This window comes from Exiguobacterium sp. RIT594 (assembly GCF_003339585.1).
Lineage (GTDB): Bacteria > Bacillota > Bacilli > Exiguobacteriales > Exiguobacteriaceae > Exiguobacterium_A.
The window spans coordinates 34,825-55,609 of the sequence record NZ_QPKF01000005.1 but is presented as its reverse complement, the minus strand read 5'-3'; the positions used below and the strand labels follow the sequence as shown (position 1 = coordinate 55,609).

Here is a 20,785-nt window from a genome sequence, read left to right as displayed (position 1 = left end):
CCCTCAAATACCGAGAGCTTCCTTCAAGACTTTGACATAGGTCCGACTGACAGGTACATCAATCTGCTGGATCTTGATCGTATAGGCACCGTTGAACCAGGGTTCGATTGCTTCGATGGCAGCCAGGTTGACGAGATAGGAGCGGTGGACCCGCAGAAAACGGTGACCGGATAATTTTCGTTCAAGTTCCTGTAACGTATCATTTGACGGATAGGATTCGGAACGCGTCACGAGTTTTGTTTTTCCGCTTTCGGCGACGATGTAGTCGACATCCTGTGGGGAGAGCAATTTTAACTGCTCGCCGGATTCGACAGCCAATCGTTCAATCCGTGGTGTTTTCAGCGCCGGTTTCCGCATGATTTTTTCAATCGCCCGAATAATCCGTGACGGATCATAAGGTTTTAAGATGTAATCGTACGCATTCAGTTCAAACGCTTCAAGGGCATGGGCATCATAAGCCGTCACAAATAAAATTGCAGGCGGATGCGGCATTGATTGCAGGCGTTTGGCGACATCGAGTCCGCTGCCGTCAATCAGTTCGATATCTAAAAATACAAGATCCGGTTGCAACGTCCGAACGAGCTGCTCGGCTTCACCGACGTGTCCGGTCTCGGCGATGACGTCGAGTCCGGCCCGGACGACATGATAACGCAGTTCATCGCGGGCGAGTGGTTCATCTTCAATTAAGATTGTGCGCATGCGGCGCCTCCTTTCCTGTTTCGATCGGCAGATGGATGGTAATGGTCGTACCTTCTCCAGGTTGACTGGTCAATCGGAAAGAACCATTTTCGGCATACAGGCTTTTGATTCGTTCCGCCGTATTGAACAGGGCGGTTCCGGTGCCACTCGATTCAATGACTTCCCGGCCGAGGCGTGTGAGCCGCTCCGCTTCAATTCCGCGTCCATTATCGACGACCTCCAATACCAATTGATCGGCGGTCAACCAGGCCGTGACGCCGACGTATCCGGTCTGGCCGGGGCTGAACGCATGTTGGAAGGCGTTTTCGATTAACGGTTGGAGAATAAACGGAGGAACAAGTAGGTGTTCCGTGCCTTCCTCCAAATCAATATCAACGAACGGCCGGCTCGGGAAGCGGGCAGCTTCAAGCGAGATATAGGCTTCGATGTGTTCCAGTTCCTTTTGCAACGGAATTTTCGTCGAGCGGGCGCCTTGCAGATTGCTGCGGAAAAAGGTCGAAAGCTCCAGCAGTAATGTCCGTGCCTGTTCAACATCTGTCCGGCACGACGCATAAATCGTATTGATGGCATTAAACAAAAAGTGCGGATGAATTTGCGCTTCAAGGGCCCGGATTTCGGCATCTTTCAATAGACCGGCTTGCCGTTCCGCTTTGCCGAGGGCAAGTTGGGTCGAAAAGAGCTTCGCCAGCCCTTCGATTAATTCGACTTCGACCGCATCGAGTAATTCAGGGTGAGGATAATACACCTTCAATGTACCGATCGTCGTTTCACCGATTGTCAACGGGGCGATGATTCCGGCTTGTAACGGGCAGTCTGTTTTCGGACAGCCAATCTCGTCCCGATCGGTGACAAGCCGGAGTTGTCCGTCTGTCAAAACATGTTCCGTCGGACGGGTCGTCCAGTGCCCGCCGGATCGGTGATGGTCACTGCCGACGCCGATATGTGCCAAAATAACCGCTTGATCGGTCAAGGAGACGGCATCGGCGCGTGTTTGTTGTAACAAGATATCGGCAACGGCTTCAGCCGTTTGGATATTTAAGCCGCGTGTCAAATACGGTAAGGTCAAATCCGCAATATGCAGGGAGCGTTCCGCTTCACGGGCCCGGACATGTTCTTCTTCCCGCGCTGCGAGACGGATGATTGATAAGAACAGCCATACTCCAAGGACGTTGACGACGGTCATCGGAAGAAAGATGAACTGGACCAGTTCGAGGGCAGCCGGAAACGGATCGGACAACAGAAGAATTAAGGACATTTCGAAAACCATTAAAAAGCCGGTCAGACAAATCGGCAACAACGCCTGGCTGCCGAGACGGTCGCGCCAGTAAGGACGGAGTAAGCCGCTGACACCTCCTGCGATGACCGTCGATAAAGCACAAGCGAAGGCGGTAAAACCACCGAGTGTGTAACGATGAATACCAACGAGCAGACCGGTAATCGTGCCGCCGAGTGGACCGGCGAGCAAGCCGCTGATGACGACAATCATCGTCCGTGTATTCGCAATGGCCGATGTACCATCGACCTGTTCAAGCCAGGTATGCGGTAAAAACTTGGCTAAATCGACTTTGACACCTGTGTAGTTACTCAAAATCCCGTAGGTAGCGAAAAACAGAATCAACAACCCGAACTGCCAGCCGGCTTCAGGCTGTTTCAGTAAACGCCTTGTTGGTCCCCACTGGGCGAGGATGAACGCTAAAATGATCATGATTCCGAGTCGTTCCAGTAAAAAGGGTATGAGTTCAAACATGACATCCCTCCATTCGTCCTAAGTGTAAACGTTACCGAAAAGGAGGACAACGAAAAAAAACTCCAACCGATCCGAGGAGTGGTTGGAGTTGCCTTATAGATTACTGTGCATCTTTATCGAACGTGATACGTGCAATCGCATCATGCTGGTGAATCGTTTCTTCGTTACGGCATTCGACGAAGAACGACGCGATGGCATCCATTTCGTAAAGGTCAGCGGCGATTAGGCGCACCATATCTTCGACGAAACGTGGGTTCTCATAAGCCATCTCTGTGACACGCTTTTCATCCGGACGTTTCAGGACCGGGTGCAGAGGTGCGGATGCATTTGATTCTGCTGCGTCGAGAAGTTCCTGTTTCCAGTTGAAATCATCGGCTTCATCACGTAATGAAGCTTCCATTGTCACGTAACCACGTTGGTTATGCGCACTGTATTCGCTGATTTCTTTTGAACACGGGCAAAGTGTCGTGACGTTGATCGTCAGACCGACAGACAAGGTCGCTTCGTTTGTTTCTGTGTCGACGCTGACCGTCTGCCAAACTTCGGCATTCATTAATCCGCTAAGTCCTGTTGCAGGCGCTTTACGTGTGAAGAACCATGGGTAACGGATGGTCAATTGTCCTTCTGTCTGTTCCATCCGCTCAGCAAGTTCACGTGCGAATTGGATGAGGGATTCATTCGTGACGATCCAACCCTCGTTATGGTACTGATCGAGTTGTTCCGTCAAACGGCTCATGTTGATCCCTTTACGGTCTTGAACAAGTGAAGTAGACAGCTCGAATGTCGCGACAGTTGCTTGTGTCGATTCGCCGTCTTGGATGACGACAGGATGTTTGACGTTTGAAATTCCTACAGCATCGAGTGCGAAGAGGAAGTTCTTCGGTGTGTTCTGCAAGTCGATCATTTTATCTTTTTCAGTCGGCTTTGTTCCTTTAATAGGAGGAACAGAGCCAAACAGCTTGTGGCGCTCTTCTTTGGTTGGCAGTGTAACCGGGTAGGTAGACATTCATATCGGCCCCTTTGTCCTTTTGTAGTAGTGCAAGTAGTAATAACATGACAGGAATGCTAGAGACGAGCAAGTCTGGTGATTCCGTGAATGTGTTGTCGCGACGTATCGTTGCTATGAATTTTATCACGAACCTTCCTAAAAACAAAACTTACAAGACTCGGAAGAAACAGTTTGCTTATTTACAGGTATAACTTGCTTGCAATCGGGTATAGTATCCTATAGTATATGTTCATGTGAACGCATAAACGATGTGTCTGATGAAAACTTGATTTTCAATTTAAAATCGTAAAGCAGAAAGGAATGAAGTAGATGGATTGGCAGTTAGTACTTCAATATGCCTGGGTTGTCCTCGTCTTAATCGCGTTAGAAGGACTCCTTTCGGCAGATAACGCACTCGTCTTGGCCGTCATGGTAAAACATTTACCGGGCGAGCAGCAGAAAAAGGCTTTATTTTATGGATTAGCAGGAGCATTCGTTCTTCGATTTGCAGCATTATTCGCAATCTCATTCCTCGTCGATATCTGGCAGATCCAAGCACTTGGTGCCGCCTACCTATTGATCATGGGACTCCGGCATATTTATAAGACCATTAAAGCCCGGCGAATCGGTGAGAATCATGGTGCCGAAAACGAGCTTGACGCAGAACCGAAATCAGATGAGCCGGTCTCGAAAGCCGAGTTCTGGAAAACAGTCGCGAAGATTGAATTCGCTGACCTCGCGTTTGCCGTCGACTCGATTTTGGCAGCCGTCGCACTTGCCGTTGCTCTCCCGAACTGGGGGACGGGTGAAATTGGTGGCTTGAACACCGGTCACTTCGTCGTCATTCTGACAGGTGGACTAATGGGTGTCGTCCTGATGCGTTTTGCAGCCCGCGTCTTCGTTAAGTTACTGGCGGAACGTCCGGGTCTTGAAACAGCAGCATTCGCCATCGTTGCCTGGGTCGGTGTAAAACTTGCGGTCCTTGCACTCGAACACCCGAAATACCATGCATCAATCGAAGGCACGATTTTCGAAGCATTGAAACTTCCGGAAGGATTCGCCCACAGCACACCGTGGCAAATCTTCTTCTGGACCGTCATGGTCGGTCTCGCACTCTGGGGTTGGTTCTCTTCTCCGAAGACGAAATCAAATCCGGATGCTGAAAAGAAAGTCGAAAAAAATCTCTAATCGTAATCAGGCTCTCCATCATGGAGAGTCTTTTTTTGTCTAAAAATCCGGAGGATCGGGTAAAAAGAACAGTCAGATTCAAGTGTTCAGTCTTTTGCTTTTAGATAAGCGGCCTTATAATAAACTTACTGAACAAAAAGGGGATTCGTTTTTATGGATATTGGATTAATTACACAGTATGCGACGGTCGGGCTTGTTTTAATCATCTTACAAGGTCTGCTGTCAGCCGATAATGCCATGGTCATGGCTGTTCTCGTGCGTCCGTTGCCGGACGATCAACGAAAAAAGGCATTGTTTTATGGATTGATCGGAGCACTTGTCTTACGCTTCATCGCAATTTTCTTTGCGTCTTACTTGGCGACGATTTGGGAGCTGCAGGCACTCGGCGCCATTTATTTGTTCTATGTTGCCTTCAAAGGGATTGTCGAGGCACGCTCGAACAAACACCAGATTCCGGAGTCCGCTTCGGCTAAAAAAGCCTCACCGAATTTCTGGTGGACGGTCGTCAAAGTCGAGTTCTCTGACTTGGCGTTTGCAGTCGATTCGACGCTCGCAGCCGTTGCGATGGCAACGACGTTACCGATGATCGGCGGAACAATCGGCGGCTTGAACACAGGACAATTCTGGGTCGTCTTCTTCAGCGGAATCATCGGACTGGTCATCATGCGTTACTTCGCCAGCTGGTTTGTCGTCTTGTTACAAAAACGGCCGGGGATTGAAGAAGCTGCCTTTTGGCTCGTTGCGTGGGTCGGGGTCAAGCTTGTCGTCATGACACTGGCACATCCGTCGATTCATGTCTTACCGCATGAATTTCCGGAAAGTACGCTTTGGCAATCGATTTTCTGGATTGTCCTCGTCTTGATTTTAGTGTTAGGCTGGTTCAGAAGTGGACCGAAAACAGACAAATAATAATTAGAAACGGACAGGGTCATCATTCCTCTGTCCGTTTTTAATGAGGAGAGATGACGATGCAAAACGGTAACTTTATCCGTATGTTGACACGGATGCAGAATGTCCCGCGTTGGGATGAATACGCACCCCGTTTTCCGGATAATGCGGCAAGTCACAGCTTCCGCGTCGCGTTATTCAGTTTGATGGCGAGTTATATTGAAGAAGAGGTAGCAGATACTAAATACGATCGATTGACGTTGCTTGGGAAAGCCTTGTTCCATGATATGAATGAGGTCATCACGGGACCGATTAAACACCGGACGAAAAAAGAACCGACGTTGCATGCCCACATCCAGGCGATGGAGCGGCAGGCGAGTGAAAAACTCGTAGCGTTACTGTCGAAGTCCCTTCAACCGGATTTCACGAATTATCTGGTGTTTGCAGAAGATGACTCAACAGAAGGAAAGCTGGTCGAAGCAATCGACACGTTTGATGCGATGCTGTTCGCCAAGCGTGAAGCGGAAGTGACGGGATCGGCATTTTTCCTCGAGAAGACGAATGAACTCAAAACAGCGTTATCGGTTCATCCCCTGTCTTCCATCCGGATGTTGACGGAATCGGTTTGGGCAGAAGACGACATGTCACGTTTCATCGACAACGTCTTAATGATGGATACAATCCGCCGCTGGAAGGGGCGCTTCAATACGATTGACGACAATGATGCGACGCATGCATTTCGTGCGGCATCACTCGGATTGTTTAACGGATTGATTGAGTCGAAGAAATACGGTGTGACGATTAATACGGCAGAAGTCGTCTCACGTCTCCTGTGTCATGACCTGGTCGAAGGAACGACAGGTGATGTCCTCGGTCCCGTCAAACATGCGACACCGGTCACGGCAGCAGCTTTTGAAGCCTATGAGCGGACGGAAGGCGAAGCATTGATTAATCTGTTGCCGTCCTCGATGCGAAAAGAATTTCACCGGTTCGTCGTCGAAGCAAAAGATGAGACGTACGAAGGACAGATGGTGGATGTCGTCGATAAGCTCGATGCACTGATCAAGATGAACATGGAACGAAAATTGAATGGTGTGGAATATGAGACCGGTTACCGGGCCCAGTTGAAGAAAGTCCAAACGGCCTATGAAAATCCATCCGTCGTCTTCTTTTTAGCTTATGTCTTACACGATTTAGACTACGTGACATCTTAATAGGAGAGAGGGAAATCATGACGAATACCTCACCGATTCAAACCAAACGACTGACCTTTATCTTGATCTTAGGATCACTCGCAGCACTCGGACCGCTGTCGATTGATATGTATTTACCGGCGTTCCCGGACATGTCACGTTCTTTTGATGCCAGTGCGTCTTCGATTCAGCTCAGCTTGACCGCCTGTATGCTCGGAATGGCACTCGGACAGATCATCGTCGGTCCGCTCAGTGATGTCCGGGGACGAAAACGTCCTTTGTTACTGGCTTTGTTTGCTTATTTACTGACATCACTTGCCTGTGCCTTTGCACCGACGATTGAGGTTTTGATTGCCTTACGTTTCGTTCAAGGCGCAGCTGGTGCATCCGGAATCGTCATCTCGCGGGCCATCGTCCGGGATTTGTTCGAAGGGCCTGAACTGACGAAGTTTTTTGCGGCGTTATCACTGGTCAACGGAACGGCACCGATTCTGGCGCCAATCATCGGAGGGCAGATTTTACGCTTTGGGGACTGGCGGATCGTGTTTTATCTGCTTGCTATCTTAAGTACGTTAATGTTGATTGCCGTTGCGTTCCGGTTGCCGGAAACCCTGCCTGTCCATCACCGGGTTGAAGGGAATTTGAAGACGACGTTCCAAACGTTCGGACGGCTGTTATCGGACCGGACATTCATCGGGTATGCCTTTGCCCAAGCGTTGGCGATGGGTGCCATGTTTGCTTACATTTCCGGTTCTCCGTTCGTTTTACAAAATATTTACGGTGCGAGTCCGCAACAATTCAGTTTCCTGTTCGGTCTGAACGGAATCGGAATCATTTTGGCTGCCCAAACTGCCGGACGGTTGGCCGGACGCGTCGACAGTGAGAAAATGATGCGGATCGCCTTGACGGTCGTCGCCTTAGCCGGGATTTGTCTATTTCTTGCGCTGACGTTATCGGACTCCTTGATTCTCGTGATGATTCCGCTGTTTTTCGTTGTTTCGAGTGTCGGGATGATTTCGACGCTTGGTTTTACGCTCGCGATGCAAAACTACGGTTCGACGGCCGGAAGTGCTTCGGCATTGCTTGGTCTGTTGCCGATGCTTGTCGGCTCACTCGTCTCGCCACTTGTTGGCGTGATGGGGGAAGATTCGGCTTTGCCGATGGGGTTGATTATCATGACCCTTGATTGTTTGGCACTGCTCGTATATACGTTGCTGATTGTGCGCAGAAAACAGCATTGAAGAGAGAAGTTCTACGAAGCCGATTCCTTTTTGAGGGATCGGCTTTTTTTATGGAAGAACGTGGACGCGAAAGAAAAAATGTAAAAAAACCAGTCATTTTGAAACTATTTCCAAAAATAAACCGTAAATAAAGAAGAGCTCAGCACAGAAGAGAGGAGCAGTCGGATGAAAAAACGATCTTTTTCAGATACACGGCCGGTATCTGAATCACACAATCCTCGGACACTCGAAAGTTTGCTCGCGCGGCATTACGCGGCACAAAAAAAATATGCCCGCCGGTGTCAGGAAGCAGACAGTCCAAGGGAGAAAGAATTAGCCGAATTGTTATATGAAGAAAATCGGCATGCGTATCTTCAAGCCTATCGGCAACTGTACGGATCGAATCCGTTTATCGAGGTGAGCGAAGATGGACGTTAGTACGCTTTATCTGTATGCGCTTGCTGCAGCTGCCTGCGGCGTTTTATTGTCTGTCGTCTTTTCCGATTTGATTCCGGGCATCGATCAAATCTTTCATCCGACGTTAATCCTGTCCTTTGTCATTTTGACGTCCGCTTTCGGATTCGGACTGGAACATCTGACGTCACTTGGTTCGCTTGTTATTTTGCTGATCAGTGTCGGTATCAGTCTTATCTTGACGTCTTTGTTGCATTTATTCATTTTTGTACCGCTTGCGAAAGCGGAGCAATCCATCAGTTTTTCGGAACAGACGCTTGAGGGACGCAGTGCCATCGTCATCCTCCCGATTCCGGAGGACGGTTACGGTGAAATTCTCGTCGATGATGTGTCAGGACGAATGGCCAAATCCGCCGTTCTTTTTGAAGGTCCGGCTCTGGCACAAGGAACAAAAGTCATCATCATTGAAATTAAACAAGGCGTGGCGCATGTCATGACCTACCCTACGCAGTGGAAAGAGGAGATGTTTTCATGAATCCGATTATTATTGTAGCAATCATAGCCGGCGCACTGATTTTAGCGCTGATCGCCTTATTCGTCACAAAGTACCGCACAGTCGGACCGGAAGAAGCGTTGATCGTGTCCGGGAGTTATCTCGGGAACAGTCCGACCGTCAACACCGATGAATCCGGCAACCGGGTCAAAATCATTCGAGGCGGCGGAGCATTCATCTTACCGGTCTTTCAACAAGCATCCCCGCTCAGCCTGCTGTCAAGCAAGCTCGAAGTAACGACGCCGGAAGTCTATACGGAGCAGGGTGTTCCGGTCATGGCAGACGGGACAGCCATCATCAAAATCGGCAGCTCGATTTCGGAAATCGCGACAGCAGCCGAACAATTCCTCGGTAAATCAAAAGAAGACCGGGAAGGCGAAGCGCGGGAAGTCCTTGAAGGGCACTTACGGTCAATCCTCGGTTCGATGACAGTTGAAGAGATTTACAAAAACCGTGATAAATTCTCACAGGAAGTCCAACGGGTCGCGTCACAGGATTTAGCGAAAATGGGACTGATCATCGTCTCGTTCACCATCAAAGACGTCCGCGATAAGAACGGTTATTTGGAATCACTCGGGAAACCGCGGATTGCCCAGGTCCGCCGCGATGCTGACATTGCAACAGCCGACGCAGAAAAAGAAACACGGATCAAGCGGGCGGAAGCTTCAAAAGATGCGAAAAAAGCGGAACTGGAACGAGCGACGGAAATTGCCGAAGCGGAAAAGGAAAATCAGCTGAAGATGGCAGATTACCGCCGCGAGCAGGATATCGCAAAAGCGAAAGCCGACCAGGCGTATGATCTTGAAAATGCACGCGCCCAGCAGGAAGTCACGGAACAACAGATGCAGATCAAAATCATCGAACGTCAGAAACAAATCGAGCTCGAAGAACGTGAGATTCTCCGCCGCGAGAAACAATACGATGCGGAAGTGAAAAAACGGGCCGACGCGGACCGTTACTCAATCGAACAGGCGGCCCAGGCCGACCGGGCGAAACAATATGCGGAAGCCGATGCAACGAAGTACCGGATTGAAGCCTCTGCGAAAGCCGACGCGGAACGAATCCGTCTTGATGGTCTGGCGAAAGCGGAAGCCGAACGGGCGCAAGGGGAGACGGAAGCGGATATCATCCGTCTGAAAGGTCTTGCGGAAGCGGAAGCGAAAGAAAAGATCGCGCAAGCATTCGAACAGTTCGGACAAGCGGCGATTCTCGACATGGTCGTCCGGATGATGCCGGAATATGCGAAACAAGTCGCAGCACCACTCGGCAACATCGACAAGATTACAGTCGTCGATACGGGAAGCGGCGAAGGCGGCGGTGCAAACCGGGTGACCGGATATGCCACCGATTTGATGGCTTCGTTGCAGGAAACACTTAAAGCATCATCCGGCATCGACGTGAAAGACTTGATTGAAAACTTCTCGGGTAAAGGAACGGCAAAACCGTTGACGGTCAACTTAAATCAAGGGGAACCGGTGGCGTCGGGAAAATCTGAATGAAGCCGAACATAATTTAACAGGTTTCGTAAACCATAGATTATGAATGAAGTACAACAAAATCCGAATGCTCCCATCCCTCTGTCAATAAGAAGAGGTGGGGACATTCGGATTTTTTTAATGACGAATCAGGCCGGTAAATCATAGCCGATGACGATTAATCCGGGACCGGTGTGAGAACCGATCGCGGCTCCAGCGACTGTAATCAGGATTTCGCTCGGTGAGAATCGAGCTTCAATTAACTGCTTCAGTTGTTCCGCCCGTTCGATTGAATCGCCGTGACCAATGATGATCCGGTGTCCATCGATCGACGGACGTGCTTCTTCCATCCATTCGACGATCCGGTTCATGACTTTTTTCTGACCGCGGATCTTTTCTTTCGGAATCAGTTTCCCGTCTTCGACCGTCAAGAGCGGCAGAATCGACAGTAAACCACCGATGAAGGCACTGGCCCGCGAAACACGGCCGCCCCGCATCAGGTATTCAAGTGATTCGACCGTAAACAAATGACGGACGGTATTTACTTTTTGCTCGGCATACGCTTTGGTTTCTTCGAAGTTGTGTGTCTTTGAAAACTCAGCGACGTCGAGCACGAACAGTCCTTGACCGGTCGAAGCGGTTTTTGTATTGATGATGGCATAAGGGACGTCCGGATACGTATCCGCAAGCTCCGCTGCAAGCATCGTCGCCGTTTGATACGTCCCGGACAATTCACTGGAAAATGCCAGATAGAGAAACGGTTCACCTTGTTTAAAGTGTTCTGTAAAGACTTCGACCATCCGTGACACTTCGACCTGAAACGTCTTTGGTGCCGCCCCGTTCCGCATTTTTTCATATAATTCGACCGGTGAAATCGATTCGCCGTCGAAAAATGTCTCTTCGTCAATCAATACGCCGAACGGCATCACCGTGAAGCCGTACGCGTCGAGTAATTCTTTAGGTGCATCGGCACCGCTGTCAGTAATAAAACGTACCATGTTCGTTCTCTCCTTTATCAACCTAGGACTTTTTCATTTCGATCCAACATCCGACCCAGGTTTACACCGAAGCGTTCGTTTTCGACTTCGCTCAGAACAGACGGCGTGAGTGTCGCGCCAAGTTCCATCAAGGAGCGGTAAACACGTACCAAGCAGTCTTCGACCGTGAAAGGGAGTTGCAACAATTCTTCAAGAGATGCCATAGTCTCCGGGATGACGGTCGGATACACGAACTTGGTCGTTTCTCCTTGCAGGGCGGCAGCATAAAAATCACGGACAAGTTGCGCCCGGGCACTGCCACTGCCGTTCACGCAGAGATAAATTTGAACGGCGACGCCGCCGCGGACACGCCGCTGTGAAATCCCAGCAAACTTTTTGCCGGCAATCGATAAATCATACGATCCTGGACAATAGGATCCGACGACTTCGCCGGCATTGATAGCATCGGTCTCTTCGGCGAACATCTGCCGGACAAGTGCGAGCATCGCTTCATAACCGCTGTCGATATCGATTCCGCCACGTTCCGGAAGGACAAGCGAGATGTTCAGAACACCGGCATCAAGGACAACGGCAAGCCCGCCGGAATTGCGGATGACCGGCTGGAAACCATGGGCGTGTAAGACGTCGATTCCTTCATCGAGGTGAGGGAGGCGTGCATCTTGAATCCCGAGAACCACCGTTTCATGATGGACCCAGGAACGGATGGCGGCACCTTCTGTAGCGACGGAGGCGCACAATGTATCGTCCATCGCAAACGATTGTGTCGCATGAAAGGTGTTTCCGAGTGACGTTTGATCAAAAATACGATAATGTTCTTGTTTTAAGAGTTCGATTCCCATAGGCTCGTTCCTTTTTTTCTAGATTTGCGACATTATTATAGCATACGACAATGTAAACTTTTTAATAAGAAGCCAGTGAAGCAACAGGAACGGACCGTTTCAAACCGAACTATGAACTATAACGACAGAGAACGAGCCATTAAAGGAGAGAGTGTATGTATCAGTCACTGGGACAATTAAAGGAAACGAAAGTATTCAAAGATCCCGTTCATCGCTATATCTATGTCAGCGACCAATTGATCTGGCAATTGATCGGAACGAAGGAATTTCAGCGTTTGCGCCGGATCAAACAACTGGGAACGTCATTTTTGACATTTCATGGAGCGGAGCACACACGGTTCCATCATTCGCTTGGTGTATATGAGATTACCCGGCAACTGATTGACGTCTTTAACGGCCGGGCGGACTGGGACGACCAGTACCGCGAATTGACGCTCGTCGCGGCACTGCTGCACGACGTCGGGCACGGACCGTTCTCCCATGCTTTCGAAAACGTCTTTGGTGTCGATCACGAAGAATGGACAGAACGAATCATCCTCGGGGATACGGAAATCAAACAGGTCCTCGATCAGGTCGGGGAAGGGTTTGCGGAAGAAGTCGCCTCAATCATCAATAAAACCCATCCGAATCAATTGCTCGTGACGATGATCAGTTCCCAGCTTGATGTCGACCGGATGGATTACTTGTTGCGGGATGCCCATTTTGCCGGTGTCAGCTATGGAAAGTTTGATCTCGAACGGATGCTGCGTGTCCTGCGTCCGGCACCGAATCAGATGGTCGTCAAGCAATCCGGGATGCACTCGATCGAAGACTACATCATGCGCCGTTATCAGATGTACTGGCAGGTCTATCTCCATCCGGTCACACGGTCGAGCGACTATTTATTAAAAGCGATTCTTGAACGGGCAAAAGAACTGTATACGAGCGAGTACGCGTTTACGATTGATCCGGTTCATTTAAGTCCACTTTTTACACAACAGATGTCGCTGAAGAATTATCTGGCACTAGACGAAACCATCGTCTATTTCTACTTCCAACAGTGGGCGGAAGAAGAGGATACGGTGTTAAGTGATCTGGCGCGACGGTTCGTTGACCGGAAATTATTTAAATACGTCGATTATCCGGCAGAAAAACGCGCCCTTGTCCATGAGAAACTGTGTACGTTATTTGAAAAAATCGGGCTCGATCCCACTTATTATCTGCTCGAAGACAAGCTCAGCCGCCTGCCGTACGACTTATACGGTGATAACGGGGAAATCAGTAAACAACCGATCATGCTGCAGATGAAAAATGGTCAGATGAAAGAGATCTCGCAAGTCTCACCGCTCGTTCAGGCGATTGCCAATTCACGTCAGACGGATGAAAAGCTATTTTTCCCGCAGGAAATCCTGCATGACTTACGGGAATTTGCGAACGAGAAGATGCAAATCGATCAATTGTTACTTGGAGAAGAAATATGAACAATATCATCGCAACCATCTTAAAGTATGCCGGCTTGGAAGGGAAAGCGGTTATCCCTTTAAAAGGAGCGACTTCCTCGTACGTGTTTCGAGCGGGGGATAGTGTTTTTCGAATTCATACCAATCCTGCCTGGCTAGAGCAGGAACCGGACCTCGTCGCGCACGAGGTCTTTGCGTTACAGGCGACCGGTAGATTAGGACCGGATGTCGAAAATTATCAATTGACGTGGGAGGGGGAGATTCCCCCATGGATTCAAATGACGTGTTTACCGGGAGAAGTCCGACTCGAACCGTTAAATCGAGCGTACCTCAAACAATTGGCAAAAACGTTAGTTGCGATTCATCAACTGCCGGTTCCAGAAGCCCGGTACCAGTATGCACCGTACGTGACAAAGCGAACGGTTCCTTTTTGGGCAGTTCAAAAGGAGATGTGGCAACGGGCTGTGGCAGAACCGCCGGCAACGAGTCAACAAGTTCGATTCATCCACCGTGATTTTCATCCGGTCAATGTGTTATACGAATCAGCTGAAAAGTATAACGTAGTCGATTGGATTAGTGGCTGTGTTGGACCCATTGAAGCAGATGTCGCCCATTGCCGATTAAATCTGGCGTTGCTTGAATCGGTCGAAGCAGCAGATCAATTTTTAGCTGAATATATTGCATACAGTGGATTTTCGTACGATCGGAAATGGGATTTAACAGCTGTTTTTGACTTTGAACCGGACACCCTCAATGTTTATCCCGGTTGGAAAGCATATGGGAAGGCAAACATCAGTCAGGGCAATGTTCGGGAACGGATGGAAAACATTGTATTGAAAGTTTATGAAAATGACGAAAGCGGTTACTAAATGAACTTTACCCCTTGCAGTTCTTCCGAATGTTGATTATTGTAGTACTTGGGAAAGAGATTGAACGTCAGACCTCGTACTTATGTACAACTGATAAAATAAACTATGGATTGAGGGATAGTTCGTGAAATATTTAATCGCAATACTGGGACTTGTCATCGTGTTTGGTTTGGCATACCTTGTCAGCAGTAATCGTAAAAGCATCAAATTGAAACCGCTTGCGGTCATGCTAGTGCTTCAGCTTGTCCTGGGATATATTCTGTTGAACACGTCATTCGGCTATATCGTCATTAAAGGGATCGCTCAAGTCTTTGAAAAATTGCTCAGTTATGCCGCAATCGGCATCAACTTCGTCTTCGGTGGATTAGCGAATGAAGGCGCGCAACCATTCTTCATCAACGTCCTGTTGCCAATCGTTTTCATCTCGGCTTTAATCGGAATTTTGCAGTTCACGAAAATCCTGCCGCTCTTAATGCGCGGAGTCGGGTTCGTCCTTTCGAAAATTAACGGAATGGGACGACTTGAGTCATATAACGCCGTAGCATCAGCAGCAATCGGTCAATCAGAAGTATTCATCACGGTTAAAAAGCAAATTGGTAAATTACCACCTCACCGTCTGTATACATTATGTGCGTCTGCGATGTCGACGGTTTCAATGTCAATCGTCGGTGCATACATGACGATGGTCGAACCGAAATATGTCGTCACAGCAATCGTCTTGAACTTATTTGGTGGATTCATGATCGTTTCAATCATCAATCCGTATACAGTTGATCCAAAAGAAGACATTTTGGAAATCGTTGAAGAAAAACAAACGTTCTTCGAAATGCTCGGCGAATACATCATGGATGGATTCAAAGTTGCAATCATCGTCGGTGCGATGTTGATCGGATACAATGCTTTGATCGGCATGGTCAACGATATCTTCCTGATGGTGCTCGGTATCTCGTTCCAGGATATTCTCGGTTACATCTTCGCACCATTCGCTTTCATCATGGGGATTCCATGGGCGGAAGCAGTCAGTGCCGGTAGTATCATGGCCACGAAATTGATTACAAACGAATTCGTCGCGATGCTCAGCTTGCCTGAATACGCAAAAGAATTCTCAGCACGGACACTTGGAATCGTTTCCGTCTTCTTGATTTCATTCGCCAACTTCTCGTCAATCGGGATCATCGCGGGTGCTGTCAAAGGACTCGATGACCGCCAAGGAAGTGTTGCAGCGAGCTTCGGACTGAAATTACTTTACGGAGCAACACTCGTCAGTGTCTTGACGGCAATCGTCGTCAGTATCTTACTCTAAATCGTATACGACTGGCAGAGCTGTCATTTCTTAAACAAAGCAGGACCCGACTAGAAATCGGGTCCTGCTTTTGGTTTCTACTATTTTTAGCCGCGTGAAGCAATTCCGACCCGTTCGCGATGGAACAGCCCTTCATCGTAAACTTCGTAAGCGAAGCGGGCGACATTGATCCGTGGGATTGGACCGGTTTCGTGAGTGAATCGATTGGATTCAATCAAGACGTCCTCAATCGCATCTTCTTCGACGAGTTGTGTCGGACAAATGATCGTATAGTCGACATCCGCGTCTTTTAACGTCAAATAGGCTTTAAGATGATCTTCAGCCGCAATCGTCGAGCGACGACGGGATTCACTGGACTGGAACCGGTATTTTCCCGGTTCTTCCGAAGCATCAAGGATGCCGGCCGTTCCGACGAACACGATTCGTTCGATTTGTTGTTCTTTCATTTTAATGATGAGGTTTGGAACCGCAACGGAAAGAATTTGTTTTTGATCAGTTCCTAAACAGCTGAAGACGGCAGTCGTCCCTTCGATGACCCGTTCGAGATCGTCTGCATCCGTTGCATCCCCTTGAAGGATTGTCAATTGGGGATGGTCCGGCAGTCCATGCTGTTCCGATCGAACGAGGGCCCGGACGTCATGACCTTTCTCTAGTAATAAATCCAGTAAAGGGCGTCCTGTACGTCCTGTTGCGCCAAGTATGCTGACTGTTGCCATGATGCTTCATCCTTCCTGTGATAAGTATATGGAACAGGAGGAACGACGGGTTAAATCGTTCCTCCTGAAAAGTGTTTATTTGTCGGCGAACATGACGCCGGCTTGACCGTAATCGGTTTTCTCCATCTCTTCGATGAAAACCGTAATATTTTCTTTTGGCGCATCGACGGATTCAGAAACGGCCGCTGTAACTTTTTCGATCAACGCACGTTTTTGTTCCACTGTGCGTCCAGATAACATTTTGACTGTAACGTAAGGCATGTCATATTCCTCCTCTTAGCATAAGTACAATACGCCCTCAGTATACCGTACGCCACCCGTGTTCCGTCAAACGGCACATTGAAATTGAAAAAGAGGGGTATAGAACAGGAGTAGTCTGTCGGAAGCAAGAAGTAGTACTTAATAAATGATGAGGATGAGGTGAAGGCATGGAGATGGAACCGGTGATTCGTAAAAAAATCCATACACTACTGATTTTTGACCGCGCTTTACCAGAAGACAACACATACCCGTTATCAGGCGCAAAAGGTCTCGAAGTCGCAGATGTTTTGTTTGATCAAAATATTCCGTTTGGACGGCTCGTAACGGATAAGGAATTGGCAGCGCTTGTCGGAAATGAAGAAGCAAAACGCTACGGGATGTTGACGTTGCTTCGGGATGAGGACCGCTTCAAACCGATTTTTCAAAATCGTAAACCGACACCTGACATCGAAGACGAGTTGGCAGAGCGGATTCGGGAACTGGCCAAGCAATTACGGGCGATTCGTTCGAAATGTTCATCACTGGAGCGGATTGTTCTGTTCGGTCGTGCCTCTCAAACATTGTATGACCGGGCATTGGTGCAACTGGAAGAGCTGAATCCACCCGCTCACGAAGAACTCACGTCCCTCGAATGTCTGCGGTTACCAACGATCCGTCGTGTCACACGGGAGCAGCTGGAGACACTCAAACGGTAAACGAAGGCTTGCACCGACTGTTGGATGCGGTATGATAGAAGCAACAGTAGTAAAAGGGGACAAGTAAACGATGGAAAAGAAAATTAACTTCAATATCATTTCAGATAACTCAACGGACGGGCATGGTGGATTTGGTGTCGGAACACTTAGTCTGAACAGCATGTCACCGGTCATCATCTCGCCGGAAGACGGTGAAGCCTATATTGATATGGGTGCGATGCATGCGAAGGCAGCCATCGAGAAACGGATTAAATTCACGACAGACAAGGCGGATTCACCAAACGGAAAGCTGTACTGGATCGTTTGGGTGACGGTTGGCCGGAAACCGGAAGGATTTTATTACGGTGGCGTCGCAGCATGTGACCTGTTAGTTGATGTCGAAGCACGACGCGGCTTTAAGATTTTAGCAGATCATGTCAATAAGATGGATAAATCGTTAAAAGGACGGATTGTCGTCGATCATATGGACGAGACATCGAAACACTTGTTGCGTGATTTCCTGCAGACACACAAACCGGAGATGTGGGAAAATGCTGAACCGGAATTGCATGAAGCACTCGCTTAAAAAAAGTGCCGACTCTGTGAAAGAGTTGGCACTTTTTTGATTGATTATCTGCGTAATGTCACGACAATTAACTCAGGGTGATTAAAGATTCGGAACGGAAATAAGCTGTTGCCGAGCCCACGGCTGATGATCAACCGTGTGTTCTCCATCGTATGCTGTCCGGCGGTCAGTTCAGGGAAAAAGCCTTGACCGGGAGCATACATGCCGTCCGTGAACGGTAACCGGATTTGTCCGCCATGGGCATGACCCGATAACACCAAATCGACTTTCCGTTCCGCGTACAACGGTAAATATTCCGGACGGTGCGCCATCAACAGTTGAAAAGCACGGGTGTCGGCAGTCGACTGGGCTTGATCGAGACTTTGCCGGATGCCATCCGGCTCCTGCAGCCCGTCACTCCAACGGGTCGTCGTCGGATCGTCAATTCCAAGCAACTCAATGAACTGACCGTCTCGTTCAAGCGGAACGGACGTATTTCGAAGGACGGTGACGCCAAGTCGTTCAAGCTTCGGTAAAATCGTCAAATTCAGACGGACTTCATGATTGCCTGTTACGAAATAGACCGGATAGTCCGGTATCAGCTGTTTCATCAGCTGAAGTGCTTCTTCTTCTCCATTACGTCTTGAATCAATCAAGTCACCGGTCATTAAGATGACATCCGGCTGCAGTTTATTCACTTTTTTCAAAAGAACCTTTTGACGGGAACCAAAGGATTTACCATGCAGATCGGCAATCTGTAAAATCTTATAGTCATTAAACGCGGCAGGCAGTTTATCCGATTGGACCGTTACTGCCGTCGTGTCGATTTGATTATTTTCCCGGTACAAAAACCAGCTACTGAGAGCGAGAATGCCGATGGGAATAAACCATTTTTTCTTGACGCGCAAGTCCTCACCCCTTTTCTTGTATTCAGCATACCAAAAAGACCCTGACTTCCGCCTGACGGAAGACAGGGTCTGACTGCAGTTAGGCTTCTTTTTTCAACTCGTCGGCTGATTTCGCAGCATCCGGTTCATTGGACAGATCCATGAACAGGGCAATGACCATCATCCCGACAACGAAGATGAACGGGAAGGCTGCAAGGACAGCTGCGGCCTGCAAGGCGCTGAGTCCGCCTGCGTATAAGAGAACAGCTGCGATCGATGACTGGATGATTCCCCATGTCAACTTGATGCGGAGACTCGGCAACAGACTACCGCCGGAAGATAACATCCCGAGGACGTACGTCGCGGAGTCGGCAGACGTGATGAAGAACGTCGTGATCAAGAAGACAGCAATGATACTGAGGAATGTTCCGAGACCACCGAATGTTTCGAACAAGGCGAACATACCGGTTTCGACTCCTTTTTCGTTGACCGTTGAAATGAGATCAACATTGTTGAACAGTTCGTTCCAAATCGCAGATCCACCGAAAACAGAGAACCAGAGCAGACCGAAAATTGTCGGTACCAGCATGATGCCAAGTACGAACTCACGAATTGTCCGTCCTTTTGAGACACGGGCGATGAACGTTCCGACGAATGGTGACCAAGAAATCCACCATGCCCAGTAGAAGATTGTCCAGTCATTGATCCATCCCCGTTCATCGGGATTGAAGGCTGACGCCCGGAAACTCATTGTCGGTAGGTTTTGCAAGTAAGCACCTGTCGTTTGAACAAACAGATCCATGATGAAGCTGAACGGTCCGAGGAACAGAACCCCAACCATCAAGAGGATTGCCAAGACAATATTGGCGTTGCTCAAGCGGACGATTCCTTTATCAAGACCGGAAGCGGCACTCATCATATAGAGGACGGATACGACTAAAATGATGATTAATTGGGTCATGAAGGAGTTCGGGATGCCGTCGACAAGGAAGTGAAGTCCACCTGAAATTTGTTGGGCTCCGAGACCGAGTGACGTGGCAACACCAAATGCCGTAGCTACAATGGCAAGTACTTCAACTGTTCCTTTACCGGCCGCTTCGTACTTCGGTTTCATCAGGGAAGCAACGGTATCACCGATTGTGGCCGGACGTCCTTTACGGAACGTCGAGTAAGCGATGGCGAGGGCGACGACCGCATAGAGTGCCCACGGATGCAGACCCCAGTGGAAAAAGGAATAACGCATGGCGAGTGGAGCAGCTTCTGTCAGGTCGTTTGTCGCGACCGGGGGGGTATGAAAATGGGTCAGTGGTTCTGAGACACCCCAAAAGACTAAACCAATCCCCATACCGGCACTGAACAGCATCGCGAACCAGGAAATTAAACCGTATTCCGGACGATCGGAATCTTTACCGAGTCGGATTGAGCCGAAACGGGAAAAAATGAGAAAGATAGCAATTAATAAAAAGGCACTCATACCAAAAAGATAAAGCCAGCCGAAGCCGTTCGAAACAAAGCTTTGGGCGATGCCTGTGACATTTCCGAGATTTGCGGCACCAATGAGTGATTCAGGCAAGATTCCCCATATGGTAAAGAGCACACAGAAAATGACAGAGATGATAAGGACATTCGTAATTTTACTTTTTCGTTTATTTTCCATCGTGATCAACACCTTCTTTCGAATTTTACATGTAGTTTTGTAACTCTTTTAGACAACGACATTAGTAATACCCGTGTCATTTGAAAACAAAACCTTATCACGCAAGTTCTAACCGTAACAAAGTTGGAGCGGACTGGCAAACGAAAATGGGTAATGATGGGAAGGAAGGGGTCAAGAAACAAAGCGTTGTAATCTAGAAAAACCCTGGAATA

Annotated in this window: 21 protein-coding genes; 12 read left to right on the top strand and 9 right to left on the bottom strand. The window is 48.7% G+C overall.

Annotation, left to right across the window (positions count from 1 at the left end; genetic code table 11):
* Positions 1 to 3 precede the first annotated feature (3 nt).
* The 3 genes from DVG79_RS13315 to folE2 all read right to left on the bottom strand — a co-directional run bounded on the left by DVG79_RS13315 (position 4) and on the right by folE2 (position 3,452).
* Positions 4 to 699: a LytR/AlgR family response regulator transcription factor gene (locus DVG79_RS13315; protein WP_114597162.1), complete on the bottom strand. Its 696-nt coding sequence runs from the start codon at positions 697 to 699 to the stop codon at positions 4 to 6.
* A complete protein-coding gene (locus DVG79_RS13310) occupies positions 680 to 2,446 on the bottom strand; it encodes a LytS/YhcK type 5TM receptor domain-containing protein (RefSeq protein WP_114597161.1) in 1,767 nt (588 codons plus the stop codon). Before DVG79_RS13310 ends, DVG79_RS13315 begins: the two co-directional genes overlap by 20 nt.
* A 100-nt stretch (positions 2,447 to 2,546) precedes the next feature.
* Complete coding sequence (folE2, locus tag DVG79_RS13305; RefSeq protein WP_114597160.1) at positions 2,547 to 3,452, bottom strand: GTP cyclohydrolase FolE2; 906 nt, start codon at positions 3,450 to 3,452, stop codon at positions 2,547 to 2,549.
* 312 nt (positions 3,453 to 3,764) lie between these two features.
* On the opposite strand from folE2, the gene DVG79_RS13300 reads away from it, so the two are divergent.
* From DVG79_RS13300 to DVG79_RS13270, 7 genes are all read left to right on the top strand, one after another.
* Positions 3,765 to 4,622, top strand: coding sequence for a TerC family protein (locus DVG79_RS13300; RefSeq protein WP_114597159.1), 858 nt, complete (start codon positions 3,765 to 3,767; stop codon positions 4,620 to 4,622).
* 153 nt (positions 4,623 to 4,775) lie between these two features.
* Complete coding sequence (locus DVG79_RS13295) at positions 4,776 to 5,531, top strand: TerC family protein (protein WP_114597158.1); 756 nt, start codon at positions 4,776 to 4,778, stop codon at positions 5,529 to 5,531.
* Between the two features lie 59 nt (positions 5,532 to 5,590).
* A complete protein-coding gene (locus DVG79_RS13290) occupies positions 5,591 to 6,724 on the top strand; it encodes a YfbR-like 5'-deoxynucleotidase (RefSeq protein WP_114597157.1) in 1,134 nt (377 codons plus the stop codon).
* A gap of 17 nt (positions 6,725 to 6,741) precedes the next feature.
* Positions 6,742 to 7,944, top strand: coding sequence for a Bcr/CflA family multidrug efflux MFS transporter (locus DVG79_RS13285; RefSeq protein WP_114597156.1), 1,203 nt, complete (start codon positions 6,742 to 6,744; stop codon positions 7,942 to 7,944).
* Positions 7,945 to 8,109: 165 nt separating this feature from the next.
* On the top strand, positions 8,110 to 8,361 hold the full coding sequence (locus DVG79_RS13280; RefSeq protein WP_114597155.1) for a hypothetical protein: 252 nt from the start codon (positions 8,110 to 8,112) through the stop codon (positions 8,359 to 8,361).
* Positions 8,351 to 8,872: an NfeD family protein gene (locus tag DVG79_RS13275; protein ID WP_114597154.1), complete on the top strand. Its 522-nt coding sequence runs from the start codon at positions 8,351 to 8,353 to the stop codon at positions 8,870 to 8,872. The genes DVG79_RS13280 and DVG79_RS13275 overlap by 11 nt, the downstream gene beginning before the upstream one ends.
* Positions 8,869 to 10,389 (top strand): flotillin lipid rafts scaffold protein FloT, encoded by a 1,521-nt coding sequence (locus tag DVG79_RS13270; RefSeq protein WP_012369147.1) that lies wholly within the window; start codon positions 8,869 to 8,871, stop codon positions 10,387 to 10,389. Before DVG79_RS13275 ends, DVG79_RS13270 begins: the two co-directional genes overlap by 4 nt.
* A 125-nt stretch (positions 10,390 to 10,514) precedes the next feature.
* On the opposite strand, the gene DVG79_RS13265 is transcribed toward DVG79_RS13270, so the two are convergent.
* Together DVG79_RS13265 and lipL are read right to left on the bottom strand one after the other, a co-directional pair.
* Entirely contained in the window at positions 10,515 to 11,363 is an 849-nt protein-coding gene (locus DVG79_RS13265) for a DegV family protein (RefSeq protein WP_114597153.1), read from the bottom strand.
* Between the two features lie 17 nt (positions 11,364 to 11,380).
* Positions 11,381 to 12,202 carry an octanoyl-[GcvH]:protein N-octanoyltransferase gene (gene lipL, locus DVG79_RS13260; protein ID WP_114597152.1) on the bottom strand — a complete coding sequence of 274 codons (822 nt, stop codon included), beginning with the start codon at positions 12,200 to 12,202 and terminating at the stop codon, positions 11,381 to 11,383.
* 155 nt (positions 12,203 to 12,357) lie between these two features.
* On the opposite strand from lipL, the gene DVG79_RS13255 reads away from it, so the two are divergent.
* The 3 genes from DVG79_RS13255 to DVG79_RS13245 all read left to right on the top strand — a co-directional run bounded on the left by DVG79_RS13255 (position 12,358) and on the right by DVG79_RS13245 (position 15,813).
* Positions 12,358 to 13,662, top strand: coding sequence for an HD domain-containing protein (locus DVG79_RS13255; RefSeq protein WP_114597151.1), 1,305 nt, complete (start codon positions 12,358 to 12,360; stop codon positions 13,660 to 13,662).
* The gene (locus tag DVG79_RS13250) at positions 13,659 to 14,510 is read left to right on the top strand and encodes an aminoglycoside phosphotransferase family protein (RefSeq protein WP_114597150.1); all 852 of its coding nucleotides are present in this window, start codon (positions 13,659 to 13,661) and stop codon (positions 14,508 to 14,510) included. Before DVG79_RS13255 ends, DVG79_RS13250 begins: the two co-directional genes overlap by 4 nt.
* A 124-nt stretch (positions 14,511 to 14,634) precedes the next feature.
* On the top strand, positions 14,635 to 15,813 hold the full coding sequence (locus DVG79_RS13245; protein ID WP_114597149.1) for a NupC/NupG family nucleoside CNT transporter: 1,179 nt from the start codon (positions 14,635 to 14,637) through the stop codon (positions 15,811 to 15,813).
* 86 nt (positions 15,814 to 15,899) lie between these two features.
* Here DVG79_RS13245 and DVG79_RS13240 read toward each other — a convergent pair whose 3' ends face one another.
* Both DVG79_RS13240 and DVG79_RS13235 read right to left on the bottom strand, forming a co-directional pair.
* On the bottom strand, positions 15,900 to 16,529 hold the full coding sequence (locus DVG79_RS13240) for an NAD(P)-dependent oxidoreductase (protein WP_114597148.1): 630 nt from the start codon (positions 16,527 to 16,529) through the stop codon (positions 15,900 to 15,902).
* A 75-nt stretch (positions 16,530 to 16,604) separates the two neighbouring features.
* A complete protein-coding gene (locus DVG79_RS13235; protein WP_114597147.1) occupies positions 16,605 to 16,790 on the bottom strand; it encodes a 2-hydroxymuconate tautomerase in 186 nt (61 codons plus the stop codon).
* Between the two features lie 167 nt (positions 16,791 to 16,957).
* Here DVG79_RS13235 and DVG79_RS13230 point away from each other — a divergent pair, with 167 nt between their 5' ends.
* The gene (locus DVG79_RS13230) at positions 16,958 to 17,485 is read left to right on the top strand and encodes a hypothetical protein (protein ID WP_114597146.1); all 528 of its coding nucleotides are present in this window, start codon (positions 16,958 to 16,960) and stop codon (positions 17,483 to 17,485) included.
* 70 nt (positions 17,486 to 17,555) lie between these two features.
* Complete coding sequence (locus DVG79_RS13225; RefSeq protein WP_012369156.1) at positions 17,556 to 18,050, top strand: YwhD family protein; 495 nt, start codon at positions 17,556 to 17,558, stop codon at positions 18,048 to 18,050.
* A gap of 44 nt (positions 18,051 to 18,094) precedes the next feature.
* Here DVG79_RS13225 and DVG79_RS13220 read toward each other — a convergent pair whose 3' ends face one another.
* Both DVG79_RS13220 and DVG79_RS13215 read right to left on the bottom strand, forming a co-directional pair.
* Complete coding sequence (locus tag DVG79_RS13220; RefSeq protein ID WP_114597145.1) at positions 18,095 to 18,937, bottom strand: metallophosphoesterase; 843 nt, start codon at positions 18,935 to 18,937, stop codon at positions 18,095 to 18,097.
* A gap of 79 nt (positions 18,938 to 19,016) precedes the next feature.
* Entirely contained in the window at positions 19,017 to 20,573 is a 1,557-nt protein-coding gene (locus DVG79_RS13215) for a BCCT family transporter (protein WP_114597144.1), read from the bottom strand.
* Positions 20,574 to 20,785 lie beyond the last annotated feature (212 nt).

Coding starts and splice junctions, on each gene's coding strand:
- DVG79_RS13315 (WP_114597162.1), bottom strand. CDS start 699: ATGCGCACAATCTTAATTGAAGATGAACCACTCGCCCGCGATGAACTG.
- DVG79_RS13310 (WP_114597161.1), bottom strand. CDS start 2,446: ATGTTTGAACTCATACCCTTTTTACTGGAACGACTCGGAATCATGATC.
- folE2 (WP_114597160.1), bottom strand. CDS start 3,452: ATGTCTACCTACCCGGTTACACTGCCAACCAAAGAAGAGCGCCACAAG.
- DVG79_RS13300 (WP_114597159.1), top strand. CDS start 3,765: ATGGATTGGCAGTTAGTACTTCAATATGCCTGGGTTGTCCTCGTCTTA.
- DVG79_RS13295 (WP_114597158.1), top strand. CDS start 4,776: ATGGATATTGGATTAATTACACAGTATGCGACGGTCGGGCTTGTTTTA.
- DVG79_RS13290 (WP_114597157.1), top strand. CDS start 5,591: ATGCAAAACGGTAACTTTATCCGTATGTTGACACGGATGCAGAATGTC.
- DVG79_RS13285 (WP_114597156.1), top strand. CDS start 6,742: ATGACGAATACCTCACCGATTCAAACCAAACGACTGACCTTTATCTTG.
- DVG79_RS13280 (WP_114597155.1), top strand. CDS start 8,110: ATGAAAAAACGATCTTTTTCAGATACACGGCCGGTATCTGAATCACAC.
- DVG79_RS13275 (WP_114597154.1), top strand. CDS start 8,351: ATGGACGTTAGTACGCTTTATCTGTATGCGCTTGCTGCAGCTGCCTGC.
- DVG79_RS13270 (WP_012369147.1), top strand. CDS start 8,869: ATGAATCCGATTATTATTGTAGCAATCATAGCCGGCGCACTGATTTTA.
- DVG79_RS13265 (WP_114597153.1), bottom strand. CDS start 11,363: ATGGTACGTTTTATTACTGACAGCGGTGCCGATGCACCTAAAGAATTA.
- lipL (WP_114597152.1), bottom strand. CDS start 12,202: ATGGGAATCGAACTCTTAAAACAAGAACATTATCGTATTTTTGATCAA.
- DVG79_RS13255 (WP_114597151.1), top strand. CDS start 12,358: ATGTATCAGTCACTGGGACAATTAAAGGAAACGAAAGTATTCAAAGAT.
- DVG79_RS13250 (WP_114597150.1), top strand. CDS start 13,659: ATGAACAATATCATCGCAACCATCTTAAAGTATGCCGGCTTGGAAGGG.
- DVG79_RS13240 (WP_114597148.1), bottom strand. CDS start 16,529: ATGGCAACAGTCAGCATACTTGGCGCAACAGGACGTACAGGACGCCCT.
- DVG79_RS13235 (WP_114597147.1), bottom strand. CDS start 16,790: ATGCCTTACGTTACAGTCAAAATGTTATCTGGACGCACAGTGGAACAA.
- DVG79_RS13230 (WP_114597146.1), top strand. CDS start 16,958: ATGGAGATGGAACCGGTGATTCGTAAAAAAATCCATACACTACTGATT.
- DVG79_RS13225 (WP_012369156.1), top strand. CDS start 17,556: ATGGAAAAGAAAATTAACTTCAATATCATTTCAGATAACTCAACGGAC.
- DVG79_RS13215 (WP_114597144.1), bottom strand. CDS start 20,573: ATGGAAAATAAACGAAAAAGTAAAATTACGAATGTCCTTATCATCTCT.